The 15,117-nt window shown below is 72.8% G+C and carries 18 protein-coding genes; 11 read left to right on the plus strand and 7 right to left on the minus strand.

Annotated elements, in window-relative coordinates; genetic code table 11:
- Positions 1-70 precede the first annotated feature (70 nt).
- From CP975_RS18760 to CP975_RS18775, 4 genes are read right to left on the minus strand one after another with little or no spacing between them, the layout of a single operon-like run.
- Entirely contained in the window at positions 71-1,693 is a 1,623-nt protein-coding gene (locus tag CP975_RS18760) for a lipid II flippase MurJ (RefSeq protein WP_055533671.1), read from the minus strand.
- Positions 1,690-3,036: an O-antigen ligase family protein gene (locus CP975_RS18765; protein WP_055533669.1), complete on the minus strand. Its 1,347-nt coding sequence runs from the start codon at positions 3,034-3,036 to the stop codon at positions 1,690-1,692. The genes CP975_RS18760 and CP975_RS18765 overlap by 4 nt, the downstream gene beginning before the upstream one ends.
- Positions 3,037-3,040: 4 nt before the next feature.
- Entirely contained in the window at positions 3,041-4,531 is a 1,491-nt protein-coding gene (locus tag CP975_RS18770; protein ID WP_150477138.1) for an exopolysaccharide biosynthesis polyprenyl glycosylphosphotransferase, read from the minus strand.
- Positions 4,528-5,670, minus strand: coding sequence for a glycosyltransferase (locus tag CP975_RS18775; RefSeq protein WP_150477139.1), 1,143 nt, complete (start codon positions 5,668-5,670; stop codon positions 4,528-4,530). Before CP975_RS18775 ends, CP975_RS18770 begins: the two co-directional genes overlap by 4 nt.
- A gap of 318 nt (positions 5,671-5,988) precedes the next feature.
- On the opposite strand from CP975_RS18775, the gene CP975_RS18780 reads away from it, so the two are divergent.
- The 7 genes from CP975_RS18780 to CP975_RS18810 all read left to right on the plus strand — a co-directional run bounded on the left by CP975_RS18780 (position 5,989) and on the right by CP975_RS18810 (position 10,122).
- A complete protein-coding gene (locus tag CP975_RS18780) occupies positions 5,989-6,228 on the plus strand; it encodes a chaplin (protein ID WP_030781990.1) in 240 nt (79 codons plus the stop codon).
- A gap of 209 nt (positions 6,229-6,437) precedes the next feature.
- Positions 6,438-6,719, plus strand: coding sequence for a hypothetical protein (locus tag CP975_RS18785; protein ID WP_055536456.1), 282 nt, complete (start codon positions 6,438-6,440; stop codon positions 6,717-6,719).
- A gap of 226 nt (positions 6,720-6,945) precedes the next feature.
- Positions 6,946-7,446 (plus strand): DUF5949 family protein, encoded by a 501-nt coding sequence (locus CP975_RS18790; protein WP_055536455.1) that lies wholly within the window; start codon positions 6,946-6,948, stop codon positions 7,444-7,446.
- A complete protein-coding gene (locus CP975_RS18795) occupies positions 7,446-8,111 on the plus strand; it encodes a vitamin K epoxide reductase family protein (protein WP_150477140.1) in 666 nt (221 codons plus the stop codon). Before CP975_RS18790 ends, CP975_RS18795 begins: the two co-directional genes overlap by 1 nt.
- A gap of 118 nt (positions 8,112-8,229) precedes the next feature.
- Complete coding sequence (locus tag CP975_RS18800) at positions 8,230-8,736, plus strand: hypothetical protein (protein WP_055536454.1); 507 nt, start codon at positions 8,230-8,232, stop codon at positions 8,734-8,736.
- Positions 8,737-8,738: 2 nt separating this feature from the next.
- Positions 8,739-9,206: a tyrosinase family oxidase copper chaperone gene (locus CP975_RS18805; protein WP_150477141.1), complete on the plus strand. Its 468-nt coding sequence runs from the start codon at positions 8,739-8,741 to the stop codon at positions 9,204-9,206.
- A gap of 43 nt (positions 9,207-9,249) precedes the next feature.
- Positions 9,250-10,122, plus strand: coding sequence for a tyrosinase family protein (locus CP975_RS18810; protein ID WP_150477142.1), 873 nt, complete (start codon positions 9,250-9,252; stop codon positions 10,120-10,122).
- 62 nt (positions 10,123-10,184) lie between these two features.
- Here CP975_RS18810 and CP975_RS18815 read toward each other — a convergent pair whose 3' ends face one another.
- Positions 10,185-10,511 carry a chaplin gene (locus tag CP975_RS18815; RefSeq protein WP_150477143.1) on the minus strand — a complete coding sequence of 109 codons (327 nt, stop codon included), beginning with the start codon at positions 10,509-10,511 and terminating at the stop codon, positions 10,185-10,187.
- A 225-nt stretch (positions 10,512-10,736) separates the two neighbouring features.
- On the opposite strand from CP975_RS18815, the gene CP975_RS18820 reads away from it, so the two are divergent.
- A complete protein-coding gene (locus CP975_RS18820) occupies positions 10,737-11,018 on the plus strand; it encodes a hypothetical protein (protein ID WP_150477144.1) in 282 nt (93 codons plus the stop codon).
- Between the two features lie 188 nt (positions 11,019-11,206).
- Here CP975_RS18820 and CP975_RS18830 read toward each other — a convergent pair whose 3' ends face one another.
- Positions 11,207-11,887: a M23 family metallopeptidase gene (locus tag CP975_RS18830; protein WP_246201552.1), complete on the minus strand. Its 681-nt coding sequence runs from the start codon at positions 11,885-11,887 to the stop codon at positions 11,207-11,209.
- Between the two features lie 52 nt (positions 11,888-11,939).
- Positions 11,940-12,125 carry a hypothetical protein gene (locus CP975_RS18835; protein WP_055529166.1) on the minus strand — a complete coding sequence of 62 codons (186 nt, stop codon included), beginning with the start codon at positions 12,123-12,125 and terminating at the stop codon, positions 11,940-11,942.
- Positions 12,126-12,254: 129 nt separating this feature from the next.
- Between CP975_RS18835 and CP975_RS18840 the strand changes: the two genes are divergently transcribed.
- The 3 genes from CP975_RS18840 (at position 12,255) to CP975_RS18850 (ending at position 15,116) form a co-directional block, all read left to right on the plus strand.
- Positions 12,255-13,469 (plus strand): FAD-dependent monooxygenase, encoded by a 1,215-nt coding sequence (locus tag CP975_RS18840; protein WP_055529168.1) that lies wholly within the window; start codon positions 12,255-12,257, stop codon positions 13,467-13,469.
- A gap of 280 nt (positions 13,470-13,749) precedes the next feature.
- Positions 13,750-14,658, plus strand: a complete 909-nt coding sequence (locus tag CP975_RS18845; protein WP_055529169.1) for a DUF2382 domain-containing protein — start codon at positions 13,750-13,752, stop codon at positions 14,656-14,658.
- Between the two features lie 161 nt (positions 14,659-14,819).
- A complete protein-coding gene (locus CP975_RS18850) occupies positions 14,820-15,116 on the plus strand; it encodes a DUF6401 family natural product biosynthesis protein (protein ID WP_030782019.1) in 297 nt (98 codons plus the stop codon).
- The last annotated feature ends 1 nt before the right edge of the window (position 15,117 follow it).

Here is a 15,117-nt window from a genome sequence, read left to right on the forward strand (position 1 = left end):
GGGCGGCCCGGGGCGAAGGAAGGGCTCCGCGGACGGGGAGGACGGGGAGGACGGGGAGGACGGGGTGAGGTCAACGGACATGACGGACCTTTCCTCTGACGGAGCGAAGGGCGGACGGCCAGGGCTGCGCGCCCAGGAGCAGCCCGAACAGCACGAAGGAGACGGTGACGACCGAGCAGCCGGCCAGGACGGCGAGGGCGGGCTGCCCGGTCCCTTCCGCGCACAGGCCGCCCAGGGCCGCCGCGCCGACCGCGGCGAGCGTCAGGCGGCCCAGCTGCCCGGCGACCGCCCGCGTCCTGATGGGCACGGTGCGCGGGCCGAGACCGCGCAGCAGGAGCAGCGCGGTGACGCAGATGCCGGTGGCGTTCGCGGCGGCGATGCCGTGGACGCCCCAGGTACCGACGCTCAGGAAGCCGATCCCGGCGGTCATGACGATGCCGACGGCCATCGAGAAGAGCGGGATCCAGGTGGTGCGGGCGACGGCGAAGTGGGCGCGGGCGAGCGCGCCCACCAGCGTGTGTCCCAGCAGGCCCAGCGCGTACACCCGCATGACGGACGCCGTGGTGGCGGTGTCGCCCGCGGTGAAGGCGCCGCGCTGGAAGAGCAGTTCGATGAGCGCGGGCGCGGCGGCGACGACCGCGGCCGTGCCGCACAGCACCACGCAGCCCGCGAGGACGAGGTCGCGCTCCACGCGGTCCCTGGCCCGTTCCGTCTCACCGGCGGCCAGCGCGCGGGCGACCGTGGGGAAGGTGACGGTGCACAGCATGAGGGAGAGGACCATCGGCATCTGCGCGACCTTCTGCGCGTAGTTCAGGTGCGAGATGGCTCCGGCGGGCAGTGACGAGGCCAGGAACCGCTCGATGAGGACCTGCGACTGGCGGCAGAGCGCGAACAGCAGGACCGTCCAGATGATCGCCGTCTGGAGCGTCCTGTCAGCTGCCGTGCCCTTCGCGGCCGCCGCGCCGGGCCCGCGCCGCAACTGCCGCCACAGGGAGGGCGCCTGTACGACCACCATGAGGGCGCCGCCCACCGCTACGCCCGCCGCCGCGGCCCGTACGCCCCAGGGCGCCGCGAGGACGAACAGGGCGGTGATGATGGCCGCGTTGTAGGCGACGTACACGGTCGCCGGGGCGACGAACCGCTGGTGTGCCCGCAGCGCCGCGCTGCAATAACCGGTGAGCCCGAAGGTGAAGGCGCAGGTGGCGGTCAGCCGCGTACAGTCCACCGCCCGCCGCGGATCGGGCAGCCCCGGCGCGAGCGCGGCCACCACGTACGGCGCCGCCGCCATGAGCGCGAGCGCCGCCGCGGCGAACCACAGCGACATCCGCGGCAGCGACGCGCGGACGAGGTCGCGTACGGGGTCGGTGGCGGGGTCGGCCGCGCGGCGGGCCAGGGCCAGGCTGAACGCGGGGACGAGGAAGAAGGCCAGGCCGTCCTCGATGAGCAGCGTCGCGGCCAGCTCCGGGATCGTCCAGGCGACCAGGAAGGCGTCGGTGTCGGTACCGGCGCCGAAGAAGTGCGCGAGCGCCTGGTCGCGCACGAGGCCGAGGAGCGAACCCGCCACCGACAGCGCGGCGGTGACCAGCGCGGCCTTGGCGAGGAACGAGCCGCCGGTCTTCTCGGACGGCGCTCCCGCGCGCGCTTCGGCGGGCGGCGCGGTCTCCGGGACCACCGCGGGCGGCACGGTCGTCATCGCGCACCCGCCTCTCCCGCCGGCCCGCGCGAGCCGACCGCCCACCACGCGGCGATGCCGAAGGCCACCGCCGTCAGGACGGTGGAGGGCCCGCCGATGTCCGCGTACACGAAGTCGGTCAGCTGCCAGATCAGCAGTCCGCAGGCGACCAGCGCGCAGTCCAGCTCGGGCCCCTCGCGCCCGCCCGGCCGCGCGCACCCGCGCTTCCACCGGAGCAGTCCGCACACCAGGAGCGCCGCCCAGCCCCCGGCGAGGGTGGCGAGGCCGAGCAGCCCCTGTTCGCCGAGGACGAGCAGGTACATGTTGTGCGGGGACAGCAGCGGCTGGCGGACGAAGCCGCTGCCCGCTCCGGCCGTGTCGCTGCCGGAGGACAGGGCCAGCGAGGCGTGCTTGTCGCGGTGTTCGGGGAAGCCCTTCAGGCCCACGCCGGTCACCGGCCGCTCCCGCCACATGTCCGCAGAGGCCGCCCACATCGTGTACCGGTCAGTGACCGACTGATCGGGGGTGTCCGTGACCTGCGTGATGCTGCTGAGCCGTTCCTGGAGCATCGCGGAGCCCACCCCGAGCCCCGCGACCAGCACCACGGCCGCCGCGCCCCCCGCCAGCAGGACCGTGCCCGCCCGGCGCGCCCCGGCGAGCAGCAGGACGGCGAGGCAGGCCACCGCGGTGGCGATCCACGCCCCGCGGCTGAACGACAGGGCGAGCGGCACGGCCAGCAGGGCCGCGCACCCGGCCGCCGCCGCGCGCTGTCGTGGCGCGTGCGGACGGAAGGCGAGTGCGAGGGCGCAGACGAGCCCGTACGACACGACGGTCGCCATCCCCATGACGTCCGTGGAACCGAAGGTGCCGACGGCCCGGATGTCCTCGCCCATGTACGAGGCCCCGGTGCCCGTCAGGTTCTGCTGTACGCCGATGGCGCCCTGCCACAGGGCCAGCGCCACGAACGACCAGGCGAGCAGGCGGAAGTGGCGCGCGTCGCGGACGAGGATCAGCACGGCCGCCGGTACCAGCACGAAGATCTGGAGGTAGCGCGCGGCCCCGGCGACACCGGTCGCCGCGGAGGAGGCGCCGAAGGCGGCCGCGGTGATGCCGACGACCGGCAGCCCGAGGAGGACCGCGGCGGTCCGGCTCAGCGGGCGCCGCCCGGTCCGCGCCAGGTGGACGACGCAGGCGCCGACGACCAGGGCGGAGACCGCGTCGGCGAGCGTGCCGGTCCCGGTCTCCGCGCCGGACGCCTCGCCGCCGGCCGGCATCGGCAGGGCGAGCAGCGCGATGATCAGGACGACCGGCAGGACGGGCGCGGCGCGCCGCAGTTCGCGCGGGACGGCATCGCGTGGGGTCACCGTGTCAGCTCCCCGTGCGCCGCAGCAGGCAGCCGAGGGTGCGCAGCAGGATGCAGAGGTCCTGCCAGAAGGACCAGCTGTCGATGTAGGCGTTGTCGAAGCGGCACCGGTCCTCGATGGAGGTGTCCCCGCGCAGGCCGTGGATCTGGGCGAGCCCGGTGATGCCGGTCGGCATCCGGTGCCGTCGCGCGTAGTCCGGATAGGTCTGACTGAACTGCGCGACGAAGAAGGGGCGTTCGGGGCGCGGCCCGACCAGGCTCATGTCGCCGCGCAGGACGTTCCACAGCTGCGGCAGTTCGTCCAGCGAGGTGCTGCGCAGGAAGCGGCAGAAGGCGTTCATCCGCTGCTCGTCGGCGACGGTCCACCGCGTCGCCGACTCCTGCGGGTCGGCCGGCCGGTGGGTACGGAACTTCAGCAGGGTGAACAGGCGCCCGTCCTTGCCGACGCGCTCCTGACGGAAGATCACGCCGGGTCCTTCCACGGCCCGCAGCACCAGCGCGCAGCCCGCCAGCACCGGCGCGGCCACCAGCAGCAGTACCCCGGCGACCGTGATGTCCAGCAGCCGTTTGCCCACGCTCGTCCCGCGGGGCCCGGCGACCGTCAGCGGCCGGCAGGAGAACCCGGCCACGTACCGGTGGGCCCCCTCCCGGGCCGGGCCGAGTTCGGCGTGGCGCGGGCCGGTCTCCCAGAGGTCGCAGCCGAGGCCGGTCAGCACCGGCAGCAGGCCCGCGAGCCCGGGTCCGCCGCCGGGGAGCAGCAGCACGGCCCGTACGTCGTTCTGGATCACCGCCCGATGGAGTTCGTCCTCCGTGCCGAGCACCGGCAGTTCGGGAGCGGACCCCTGGCCCTGCTGGTCGGCCTCGCTCACCAGGCCCACGGGCCGCATGCCGCAGCGGGGGCGCCGCAACAGGGCCGCCGCCACGGCCCGCGCCTCGGCGCGGGGGCCGAGCACCAGCACCGGCCGGGGTCTGCGCAGGGCGTCCGCCCGCCGCTGCCAGTGCACCAGGGCGCGCCCGCCGACGACGAGCAGACACTGGGCGGCGCCCACGGTGGCCAGGTCCGACAGCGGGATCGGGGGCACGGGGGCGGGCAGGGCGGGGGCGAGAGCGATGGTGAGGGCGAGGCCGAGCGCGATCCGCCCGCTCAGCGCGGGGACCTCGTCGAGGGTGGCGGGCAGTGCCGTGTACGCGTACAGGCGCCCTTGCGCGTTCAGGGTGAGGACGGCGGCGAGCAGGAGGGGTGCCAGGGCGGCGTACCGGCTCGGCTCGTCGAGCGCGAGCAGGGCGAGCAGTGCGGCGGCGGAGTCGACGGCCACCAGGGCGGCGACCGAGCGGCGGTGGCGGGACGGGCGCCGCGCGCGTGCCCCGGCCCGCGAACCCTTCGCTCCCCGTGGGGCGATGACGAGGTTTCCGGGCGAGGCGTGGGTGTCCTGCCGTGACGTGGTGTCCTGCCGTGTCGGACCTGACGAGGAGGCAACGGTTCGTTCCGCACTCACGTGGTGGTGCACTCCCTGTACTTGGTGGGCGCCACGCCCAGAAGCTCGCGGTACACCACGTCGATCGCGTCCGCGGCGCGCCGCGCGTCGTGGTGGTCCAGGACATGCCGCCGGCCCCGCCGGCCGAGCGCGTCGCGCAGGTCTCCGTCCCGCAGCAGGGCGACCAGGGCCCGGGCCAGCGCGGCGGGGTCCTCCGGCGGTACGAGGCCGTGGGCGCGGCCGGCCCGCGGCAGGCTCTCCCGTGCGCCGTCCACGTCGGTGACGACCACGGGCCGAGCGCAGGCCATGGCCTCCAGCGGCGCCAGGGCCATGCCCTCCCACCGGGAGGGCAGCACCACCACGTCGGCCGCCCGGTACCAGTCGGCGGCGTCGCCGGCCGCCCCGGCGAACGTCACGGACGCGTCAGCCCCTTCGCGCAGCCGGGCCGCGTCAGGGCCGTCCCCCACCAGCACCAGGCGCGCTCCCGGCACCCGCGCGGTGACCGACGCCCACGCCCTGAGCAGGACGTCCTGCCCCTTCTGCCGGCACAGCCTGCCCACGCACACCACGAGGGGGGCGCGGGCGAAGGGGCCGGGCAGCAGCCGGTCGCGGGCCTCCCGTGGGGCGCGGGGCGAGAAGTGGTCCACGTCCACTCCGTTATGGACGACCGTGTAGGAACCGGTGATGCCCGCGCGGCGGCCCCTGGCCCGTTCGGCCTCGCTGACGCAGACGATGCGGTCCGTCCAGCGGGCCGCGCGGCGCTCCCAGAGCCGGGCCAGCAGCGCGGTGCTCCCGCCGACCGCTTCGAAGGACCAGGCGTGCGGCTGGAAGACGGTCGGGATCCGCCCGCGCAAGGCGATCCGCGCGGCGAGCCCGGCCTTGGCGCTGTGGGCGTGGACGAGGGTGGGCCCGACGGCGTCGACGACGCGGCGCAGCTCCGCCACCTCGACGCGCAGCCGGGGGCCGGGGGAGCGTGACGCCGCCCAGGGATGCCCGCGCACCCCGCCATCGGCGGCGGCCAGCGCCCGTGGCAGAGGCCCTTCGCCCGGACAGGCCACGTGGACGTCCATCCCCGCTGCCGCCTGGGCGACGGCCAGATCGGTGACGACCCGCGCCACGCCTCCGTCCACGGGCTGGCTGACGTGCAGGATCCGTGGCATGACGGCGTTGGCCTTCCGACGTGTGAAGAGCTCTGACCACAGCGGAGATGAGAGGTTCGCATCATTTACGCGAATCTGGCGCGTATGACTGAAATGCCCTAAATAGAAGGGCAACTGTAGCGGCTGCGAGAGGCCGATCCGTCAACCTGCGTACGTGTGTCGGATCGGTGAAGGGCATGGTGAATCGGCGATCGCGCGCGTGGGGGCCCGCCGCACATCACTCGTCTGGGCGCACAACTCGGCGTCCGGCTCGGCAGTTGATCCCTGTATACGGGCACCCGGCCCGTACGTCGCACCCTTACCAAGGAGCAGCACTCCATGTCGCGTACCACCAAGGCTCTCGCCCTGTCCGCCGTTGCCGCCGCCGCCGTGGCCGGAAGCGCGGGTGTCGCTGCCGCCGACGCCGGCGCGCAGGGCGCCGCCACCAACTCCCCCGGTGTGATCTCGGGCAACGCCCTCCAGGTGCCGGTCCACATCCCCGTGAACGTCTGCGGCAACTCCATCAACGTCATCGGTCTGCTGAACCCGGCGTTCGGCAACACGTGCGTCAACGACTGACGCGTCGTCTGACCTGACGGCCGTCCCCGCAAAAGCGGGGGCGGCCGTTTCGCGTGTGTTCCTCATTCACGTGGGTTCGGGGAAGTTTGCGGGCCAGGGGTTTCCGTACCGGCCTTGTCTCGTTAGTCCCGGTGAAGTGAGACGACAGGCATAACGATGCCTGAACGGTGCTCCCATAGGCGACACGAGTTGCCAAAGAAAGGAACATGATGAAGGCCCTGAAGGCTGCCGCTGTCCTTGCCGGTTCGATCGCCATCGCCGGTTCCGCCGCGCCCGCGTTCGCCGGCGGCCTGACGCCCACCAGCCTGAACGGCGGACTTGAGACCCTTGCCGGCCAGTCCCTGCTCGACACCAAGCCGGTGAGCACGAACATGCTCGACACCGAGAACAAGAACTCGGTCCTCAACACCGCCACGGACACCGTGGAGGGCCTGAACTCCGGTGGCGGTCCGGCGAAGACGCTCGGCGGACTCCCCCTCGCCACCCAGTAACTCCCGCTCCCTCCCCCCTTTCCGCTGCGGTGTATCGACCCGAGCGGAAAAGGGAACACACGACGACGCAAGGGCCGGCCCCCTCTCCCACGGGCCGGCCCTTTCGCGTGCCCGCGCGTCATCGGATTTCGTCGAATGACCCCATCGTGTGATGGAGGCCCCGCGATCGGCCAATTGGGTGACAGCTGAGGGAAATAAGAACCACGGCGTCTATACGGTTCCCCTCATGACCTCAACATCCAGCGAACAGCGCCCCTTCCAAGCAACTGACCTCGGAACCCTGGCTGTTCTTCCCTGGAGCGGCGAACACCCCGACGAGGAGGCGGACATGCCCTTCCTCCTCGCCTACTCCCTGGGCGACACGGAGGGCGGGCCCGAGGCCACGGCCGAGGCCATGCGCGTCCTGCTCCACGACGCGGGGCTGCCCGTCGGCGGACCCGTCGTCGACGGCGCGCGCCACCCGTCCCTGCCCGTCACTCTCCTCGTCGAGGTCGACCAGGCGGTCGTCACCATGCCGCATCTGCACGCGCAGTGCGTGGTGCCGCCGGAGTGGCTCGCCGCGGTGAAGCAGCGCGGCCACGCCTACTTCATGGTCACCACGCGCGCGTGGCCGGACGCCAAGCCGGGTGAGCCCGTCGACGAGAAGCGCCTCAGCGAGTTCGCGGGCGACGAGGAGACCTTGCTCAACGCCGCCCACTGCCTGCTGCCCGCGCGAAGCCTGCGCTGATGAGCACGACCGGACTGCCGGCCCGGGTGCCGCGGCAAGCCGTCGGCGGGCCCGGCGCGGCCGGCAGGACACCCTCGGACGGCCCCCACCGGACCGAGGGGAGCCGGTCGTTCGGCCTGCTCCTCGTCGCCACCGGCGCGGCGGGCCTGCTGGCGGCCTGGGTCATCACACTCGACAAGTTCAAGCTCCTCCAGGACCCGCACTTCACCCCGGGATGCAGCCTCAACCCGGTGGTGGCCTGCGGCAACATCATGAAGAGCGATCAGGCGTCGGCGTTCGGCTTCCCCAACCCGATGCTCGGCCTCGCCGCCTACGCCGTCGTCATCGGCGCCGGGGCGGGCGTGCTGGCGGGGGCCCGCTTCCCGCGCTGGTACTGGCTGACGTTCCACGCGGGCACGCTCTTCGGCGTCGCGTTCTGCACCTGGCTGCAATTCCAGTCCCTCTACCGCATCAATTCGCTCTGCTTGTGGTGCTGCCTGGCCTGGGCCGCCACCATTCTCATGTTCTGGTACGTGACGTCACACAACGTGCGCCGCGGATTTCTGCCCGCCCCCCGCGAAGTGCGCGCATTTCTGGGCGAGTTCGGCTGGACTCTCCCCGCCCTGCACATCGGCGTCATCGGAATGCTCGTACTGACGCGCTGGTGGGACTTCTGGACGAGTTGAACCCGCGAATGCTCGTGGGAATTAGTTCAGTCGGGCGAAGTTTGCGCTGATGTCGCCCCAGGATCGTTGATTCGGTGACGGCCGAGCGGCCGTCACGGCGAAAGGACGAGACCCCGCAATGAAGAAGTCAACCAGAGGCGCCCTCGCGGCGGTCATCGCCTGCGCGGCGGCGGTCGGCGGTGCCGGGTCCGCCACGGCGGCGGACCAGGTCGAGGTACCCGTACCGCTGCAGGGCATCGATTACGCCCTGGGGGTGCAGGCCCCCGAGATCGGCATCGGCCTCCCGGGGCCCCTGCCCAGCGGCGGCCCGCAGGGCCCCGACTACGTCGAGGGCCAGCTGCTGCCCGACCACGTGGTGCCGCGCGTCCCGGTCAACAACAGCCTGCCCTCCCTGCGGGTGTCGGCCCCGCTGTCCGATGTGCTCGGCGACGAGAGCGTCGAGTCCATCGACGCCGAGGTGAGCGCCTCCGACGTCACGGCCACCACGCCGGGCGCCGGCCTCGGTCTTCCCCTGACCGCGCCGCGCGCCGACCTCTGGGGGCTGCCCACCCCCCAGCTGCCGAGCGCGGGGCTCCACTCACCGACGCTGAGCGCACAGCCGACGACCGCCCTCGGTCTCAGCTGACCATGGCGCCCCTGCTGAACCGTGTGGGCCCGGTCCCGAGCCGGGCCCACACCTCACCGTGCCAGGAGCCCCCGCCCGCCGACCCGGCCCCGCGGCTCCTCGACCGCGTGACGCGACGCCATCTCCTCGGCGTCGCGGCCTCGGCGCTGCTCGCCGCCGGGGGCGTCCTCCGCGCCGTACAGACGCCGCACGGGGCGGGCCCGGCCACCCCGCCCGACGATCCGCCGTTCGACGAGACGTACCGGGGCCGCCGCATTCAGGGCGAGCCGGTCGCCCGGCAGGACGGGCACGCGCCGGGGGGCTGGAGCGTCACGGTCGACGGGCAGCCGCTCGGGCTCATGCGCCGCGCGGACGGCGGCTACCTCAGCATGGTCGACCACTTCCAGTCGTACGCCACACCGCTCGCCGCCGCCCGGGCCGCCGTCGACGAACTCGGCCCCTCCCAGGCCCTGAGCGGCCGCGGCCACTGAGAGGCGGTGCCGGGCGCCCCACCGGACCGCAGAACGGACGGACATGGCCCACACGCGCAAGAACCAGAGCAGCCTCAGCCGGTCCGAGCGGCGCAGGTTCGTCGACGCGGTGCTGAAGCTCAAGCGCAGGGGCGAGTACGACGAGTTCGTCCGCACGCACATCGACTACTACGTGTCGGACGGCGACGAAAGGCTCCGGGTCGCCCACATGACCCCGTCGTTCTTCCCCTGGCACCGCCGCTTCCTGCTGGAGTTCGAACGGGCCCTCCAGCGGATCGACTCGGGGGTCACCGTCCCGTACTGGGACTGGACGAAGGACCGGAGCCCCGCCTCGTCGCTGTGGGGCGAGGACCTGATGGGCGGGAACGGACGGGGGCCCGACCGGAGGGTCACGACCGGCCCGTTCGCCCATAGGAGCGGCGGCTGGGTCATCAAGGAGAGCATCACCGAGGGGGAGTTCCTCACCCGCGACCTCGGCCGTCCGCGCGACCCGATCGGCCTGCCCACCCCGCGGGACGTGGCCTGGGCGCTGGCCGACCCGCGCTACGACGTGCCGCCGTGGGACTCCCGTGCGCCCCAGGGCTTCCGCAACAAGCTGGAGGGCTGGACGTCGGCGACCGGCAAGGAGCGGTGGCGCAACCACAACCGGGTCCACCGCTGGGTCGGCGGGCACATGCTGGGCGGCGCCTCGGTGAACGACCCCGTCTTCTGGCTGCACCACGCCTTCGTGGACCTGCTGTGGGACCGCTGGCAGCGCCGCCACCCCCGCTCGGCGCCCTACCTCCCCGCACGGCCCCCCGGCCCCGGCTCCTCCCAGTACCGGCGCATCGTCGCCCGCCACGAGCCGATGCCGCCGTGGGACGTCGAGCCGGACGACCTGCTGGGGCACAAAGGGCTCTACACCTACGGCGGTTGACACCGCGGGCGGACAGCACGAAGCCCCCGGTGGAACGCTCACCGGGGGCTTCGCGGGACGTGTCAGCCGCCGTAGCCGCCGTGGTGGCGACCGCCACCCTTGTGGTCGTCGCCCTTGTGGTGCCCGCCGCCGTGGTGGTGGTGCTTGTCGCTCTTGTTGACACACTGGTTGCCGAAGGTGGGGTTCAGCAGACCGATGATGTCGACGGTGTTGCCGCAGAGGTTCACGGGGACGTGGATCGGGACCTGGAGCAGGTTGCCCGAGAGCACGCCCGGGGAGCCGACGGCCTGGCCCTGCGCACCGGCGTCCGCCGAAGCCAGGCCGGCGCCCCCGAGCACGACAGCACCGGTGCCGACGGTGGCGGCGGCTGCCTTCGCGATGCGATACATCACGTTCTCCTTTGAGTCGGAAAGAGCGGCTGCTGCGCGCAGCCGCATTTTTCTAACGTCTGTTCTCCCGGGGAAGTAACGGCATAAAACGCTTCGGCCACCGTTTCGGAAATCGCTATTCGGCGCGTCAAGCCGACGCGCCGAATACATGGTTTTCTGTTTTCTCATGAGTGAGAGCGGCGGGAAAGCCGTGTCCTTGGCGAGGGTCCGGCCGTTTCTGAGGGCATGACATCAGCACGACGACTTATCGCCGCTGTCTCACTGGCCGCCGGAACAGCCGCCCTGGCCACCCCGGCGGCCCACGCCGCCGGCGGCCTGCCGGGGCCGGGCAACATCTCGGTGCAGGGCACGATCAACGAACTCCAGACGGCGGGCATCCCCGAGGAGCACCGCGCCGTGGTGCCCACGATCGACCAGCAGCTCGGCGGTCTGAGCCAGCTGAGCAAGCTCCAAGCGCTGGTCGAGCCGGTGGCCCCCCTGATGAACCTCGTGCCCTCCGTCCAGTAGCCGGACACGCCCTAGGGCGTGTCCGCAAAGTCCCGCCTGCGCCGCGACGCCCGGCACGCACTCTCGCCGCGTCGGCCGAAAGCCCAAGTACGCCCAGTACGAGGGCATCCGGCCGCCACGCCGAGAGCACGCACCGGACGCCGCGACGCCCGCCCTGCGGGCGAACGACGGGACTTCGCGGACACGCCCTAGAGGAGCCGGGCTCCCCGTCTGGCCAGGTAGCGGACCGGGTCGATGTCCGTGCCGTAGCCGCGGTGGGCCCGGATCTCCAGGTGCAGATGGGGGCCGGTGGCCCGCCCCGTCGCACCGCTGCTCCCGATGCGGCCCCCGGCGCGGACCCGTGTTCCCTGCTGGACGTGGATGCGGGAGAGATGGGCGTAGACGGCATAGCGGCCGTCCCGCATCCGCACGGTCACCGCGTTGCCGTACGCCCCCGACCAGCGCGCGAGGACGACGACCCCCGCGCCCACCGCGTACACCGGCGTCCCGCGCGGCACCGCCAGGTCGATGCCCGTGTGGTGCCCGGCGAGCCAGTCGCCGCGGATTCCGTAGCGCGCGCTGACTCTGAAGCGCCTGCGCAGCGGGAGGGCGAAACGGCCGGGCGCTCGCTCGGGGGCGAGGCCCCGGGTCTCGTCGGGGGCGACGTGGGAGTCGGCCTCGGCCAGGGCCGCTTCGAACTCGGCGTCGTACCCACCCGTGCAGACATCCGCATCCGCTGGTCGCGCGAGGGCGCGGGACGCGGTCAGCGGGGCCGCTCCGACGGCCAGGATTCCGGCGGCGACGCGCAAAGCGTGGCGCCGCGTGGGAGGCGCCTTTGGCGCCTTCTCTATGTCGTAGTCCATGCCCGCCAGCTCACTAGCGGCGGGCACGACACGCATCCCGTGGCCGCCGTGACTACTCCAGGCGGCTCAATCGGCCCGATCACATGAAGGACATGCCGCCGCCCACGACGCAGGACCTGCCGTACTTCCAGTCGCACTCGACCTGGCCGACGACGGTCGCGGTAGGGCCGCTCGGGCCCGTGGGGGCCGCCGCGGAGGGGCTGAACACCAGCAGCGGGACCAACACCGCCACCAGCGACAAAAGCAGTCTGAGGTGAACCGACACGTCCGTTCTCCTCGTGATCGTCGTATCCCGAGACCCTCCGATCCTGCCCAGATGTCACTCATGATCGCTATTCCGACACGGTGAGTGACCTGCGGGGGAGCGGGGCGGTCGGCGCTTACGTTGGTCGGCGTGAAGATCGATTGCGTCGGTGGGGGGCCCGCCTCCCTGTATCTGGCCATCCTCGCCAAGCTTCAGGAACCGGCCCACGAGGTCACCGTCCACGAGAGGCACGCGGCCGGCACCAGCCACGGCTGGGGCGTCACGTACTGGCCCGATCTCCTGGAAGAGCTGCGCACCCACGACCCCGTGTCCGCGCGCGCCGTCGCGGAGCGGTCCGTGCGCTGGCGCGGCGGCTTCGCCCACGTCGGCGACAGGACCACGGCCCACGACGGCGACGTGGGCCACGCCATCGGGCGCCACCGGCTGCGGACCGTCCTCGCCGACCGCGCCCGGGAGCTGGGTGTCGGGCTGGAGTTCGGCGCCGAGATCGGCAGCCGGGCCGAGCTGCCCGACGCGGACCTCGTCGTCGCGGGCGACGGCGCGCACAGCAGGCTCCGCACGGAGAGCGCCGCCCACTTCGGTACGCGCGTGACCACCGGCGCCAACCGCTTCATCTGGCTCGGCACGACCCGGGTCTTCACCGCGTTCACCTTCGCCTTCGTGGAGAGTGGGCACGGCTGGATCTGGTGCTACGCCTACGGGTACGGCCCCGATCGCAGCACCTGCGTGGTGGAGTGCTCCGAGGCCACCTGGACCGGCCTCGGCCTCGACAGGATCGACCACGCCGACGCCCTGCGCCTGCTGGAGAAGCTCTTCGCCGACATGCTCGACGGCCACGAACTCCTCGGCCGTACGGACATCGAGGGCCACGCGCAGTGGCAGGCCTTCCCGACCGTCACCAACGAGGCGTGGTCCCACGGCAACCTCGTCCTGATCGGCGACGCCGCGCACACCACGCACTACTCGATCGGGGCCGGCACCAGCCTCGCCCTGCGGGACGCCGCGTGTCTGGCGCGGATGCTGGGTCCGGCGGGACCCGGGCGGCTTCCGGACGCGCTCGCGGCCTACGAGCGCGAGCGCAAGCAGGCCCTGCTCTCCGTGCAGAGCGCGGCCCGGCACAGCGCCCAGTGGTACGAGAACCTTCCCCGGTACATCGGCCTTGAGCCGCGGCAGATGTTCGCGCTGCTCGGACAGCGCCATTCGCCGCTGCTGCCGTATGTGCCGCCCCAGCTCTACTACCACCTGGACCAGACCGTGGGCCGCCTGCCGTCCCTGCGCCGGCTCAAGCAGAGCCTCGGCCCCCGGCTGGCGCGCGTCCTCCAGAGCCGACGCCCTCGGGGCTGAGCCGAGGGGCTGCGCCGAAGGGCGCGGCGGGGGCGGTGGAGGCGGTGGGTGCAGTGTCCACGCGTTCACCCGAATGGCCCCATCGGCCCCGGTGGGGGATGTGAGCGGTGCGAGCGGCGCCGGCCCCGGGATGGCGAGGCCTCGCGGGCCGTTCCCCGCACGCTGCGTGACGCTCCGCCTTGCGCGGCGGGCCTTGGCGGCGCGCGATGGAGCATGAGGCGTGCGTCGTCCGTGGCGGATTGGTTTCTGCCCGTCGCACGCTCCAAGGGAGTGATCACCCATGACGCAGGGCGAGGCCTTCACCAACCCCGATGCGCTCAAGGGCCTGACAGCCTACGACCGGACCGGCGAGAAGATCGGCAGCATCGAACGGGTCTACCTCGACGACCGCAGCGGACGCCCCGAGTGGGTGACCGTGAAGACCGGCCTCTTCGGCATGAAGGAGAGCTTCGTGCCGCTGGCGGGGGCCCGGCTGCGGGGCGAGGACCTGCACGTCACGGCCACCAAGGAGGCCGTGAAGGAGGCCCCGCGGGTGGATGCCGACCAGCACCTCGACCCTGGCCAGGAGCACGAGCTGTACGCCCACTACGGCCTGACCCGGCCGGGTGCCGCGACGGGCACCGGCAACGCGGCCACCGGAACCGGTACGGGCACGGCCGGCCTCGCGGGCGCGGGTGCCGGTGCGGGCCAGGGCCGTCACGCGGGTGACCGCGAGTACGCCATGCGGGCCGGCCTGGGCGAGGAGTCCAAGGAGCAGGACATGGTGCGCTCCGAGGAGCGGCTGCGGGTCGGCACCGAGGAGGAGGAGACCGGGCGCGCCCGGCTGCGCAAGACGGTCGTGAACGAGGAGGTCAGGACGTCCGTCCCGCTCTCCCACGAGGAGGTGCGCGTCGTACGCGAGCCGATCCGCGAGGGCGACCGGGTGCGCGGTGACATCGGCGAGGCCGAGACGGAGGTGACCCTGCACTCCGAGCGGGCCGTGGTGAGCAAGGAGACCGTGCCGGTCGAACGCGTGCACCTGGAGACGGAGAGGGTCACCGAGACCCAGGAGATCTCCGACACCGTGCGCAAGGAGCAGATCGAGTTCGACGACGCCAGGGACGCCAAGGGCCAGCGCCGCGGGATGAAGGGCGAGCGCGGCGCCAAGGGCGAGGACTGGCGTGACCGGAAGCAGGGCCCGCGCCACTGACGCGCCGGCTCCGCGGATCCACGGAGAGCGAGGGAAGCACTCACCGGAGTGCTTCCCTCGCTCTATGACGACCTCGTCGCTCTGTGACCACCCTCGGTCTGTGACCAATGGCATGGCGGAAGCCCCTCTTCGGGGCGGTCCGCCTGTCTTAGCTTGGAGGAATGTCGCCGCTCGCCCGCATCACCGCGTCCTACACCCCGCGGTTCGCGGAATTCGCCTTCGAGGCCGCGTTCACCGCGGCCGTGGACCAGCATGTGGCCCATCTGCGGGACCGGTTGGCGGCGGGCAGCCCCGGGCTCGTACCGCGGGCACCGGACCCGGACGCGCTGACGGACTACGCCCTCGGCTTCCTCGACGCGCTGGCCGAGTCGGACTGGCGCGAGCCGGTCGGGCACGACTACGCGGTGTGCCGCCTCACCGCCATTTCCTGGCTGGTGAGACGGCACGATCTGCTCTGAG

Origin of the sequence: Streptomyces alboniger, from assembly GCF_008704395.1 — a bacterium.
Classification (GTDB): Bacteria; Actinomycetota; Actinomycetes; order Streptomycetales; family Streptomycetaceae; genus Streptomyces; species Streptomyces alboniger.

What these genes read in the sequence shown, in the direction of transcription:
- CP975_RS18810 (WP_150477142.1), top strand. Translation starts at nt 9,250, where the DNA reads ATGGCCCACACGCGCAAGAACCAGAGCAGCCTCAGCCGGTCCGAGCGG.
- CP975_RS18820 (WP_150477144.1), top strand. Translation starts at nt 10,737, where the DNA reads ATGACATCAGCACGACGACTTATCGCCGCTGTCTCACTGGCCGCCGGA.
- CP975_RS18790 (WP_055536455.1), top strand. Translation starts at nt 6,946, where the DNA reads ATGACCTCAACATCCAGCGAACAGCGCCCCTTCCAAGCAACTGACCTC.
- CP975_RS18795 (WP_150477140.1), top strand. Translation starts at nt 7,446, where the DNA reads ATGAGCACGACCGGACTGCCGGCCCGGGTGCCGCGGCAAGCCGTCGGC.
- CP975_RS18775 (WP_150477139.1), bottom strand. Translation starts at nt 5,670, where the DNA reads ATGCCACGGATCCTGCACGTCAGCCAGCCCGTGGACGGAGGCGTGGCG.
- CP975_RS18760 (WP_055533671.1), bottom strand. Translation starts at nt 1,693, where the DNA reads ATGACGACCGTGCCGCCCGCGGTGGTCCCGGAGACCGCGCCGCCCGCC.
- CP975_RS18805 (WP_150477141.1), top strand. Translation starts at nt 8,739, where the DNA reads ATGGCGCCCCTGCTGAACCGTGTGGGCCCGGTCCCGAGCCGGGCCCAC.
- CP975_RS18850 (WP_030782019.1), top strand. Translation starts at nt 14,820, where the DNA reads ATGTCGCCGCTCGCCCGCATCACCGCGTCCTACACCCCGCGGTTCGCG.
- CP975_RS18800 (WP_055536454.1), top strand. Translation starts at nt 8,230, where the DNA reads ATGAAGAAGTCAACCAGAGGCGCCCTCGCGGCGGTCATCGCCTGCGCG.
- CP975_RS18785 (WP_055536456.1), top strand. Translation starts at nt 6,438, where the DNA reads ATGAAGGCCCTGAAGGCTGCCGCTGTCCTTGCCGGTTCGATCGCCATC.
- CP975_RS18845 (WP_055529169.1), top strand. Translation starts at nt 13,750, where the DNA reads ATGACGCAGGGCGAGGCCTTCACCAACCCCGATGCGCTCAAGGGCCTG.
- CP975_RS18815 (WP_150477143.1), bottom strand. Translation starts at nt 10,511, where the DNA reads ATGTATCGCATCGCGAAGGCAGCCGCCGCCACCGTCGGCACCGGTGCT.
- CP975_RS18780 (WP_030781990.1), top strand. Translation starts at nt 5,989, where the DNA reads ATGTCGCGTACCACCAAGGCTCTCGCCCTGTCCGCCGTTGCCGCCGCC.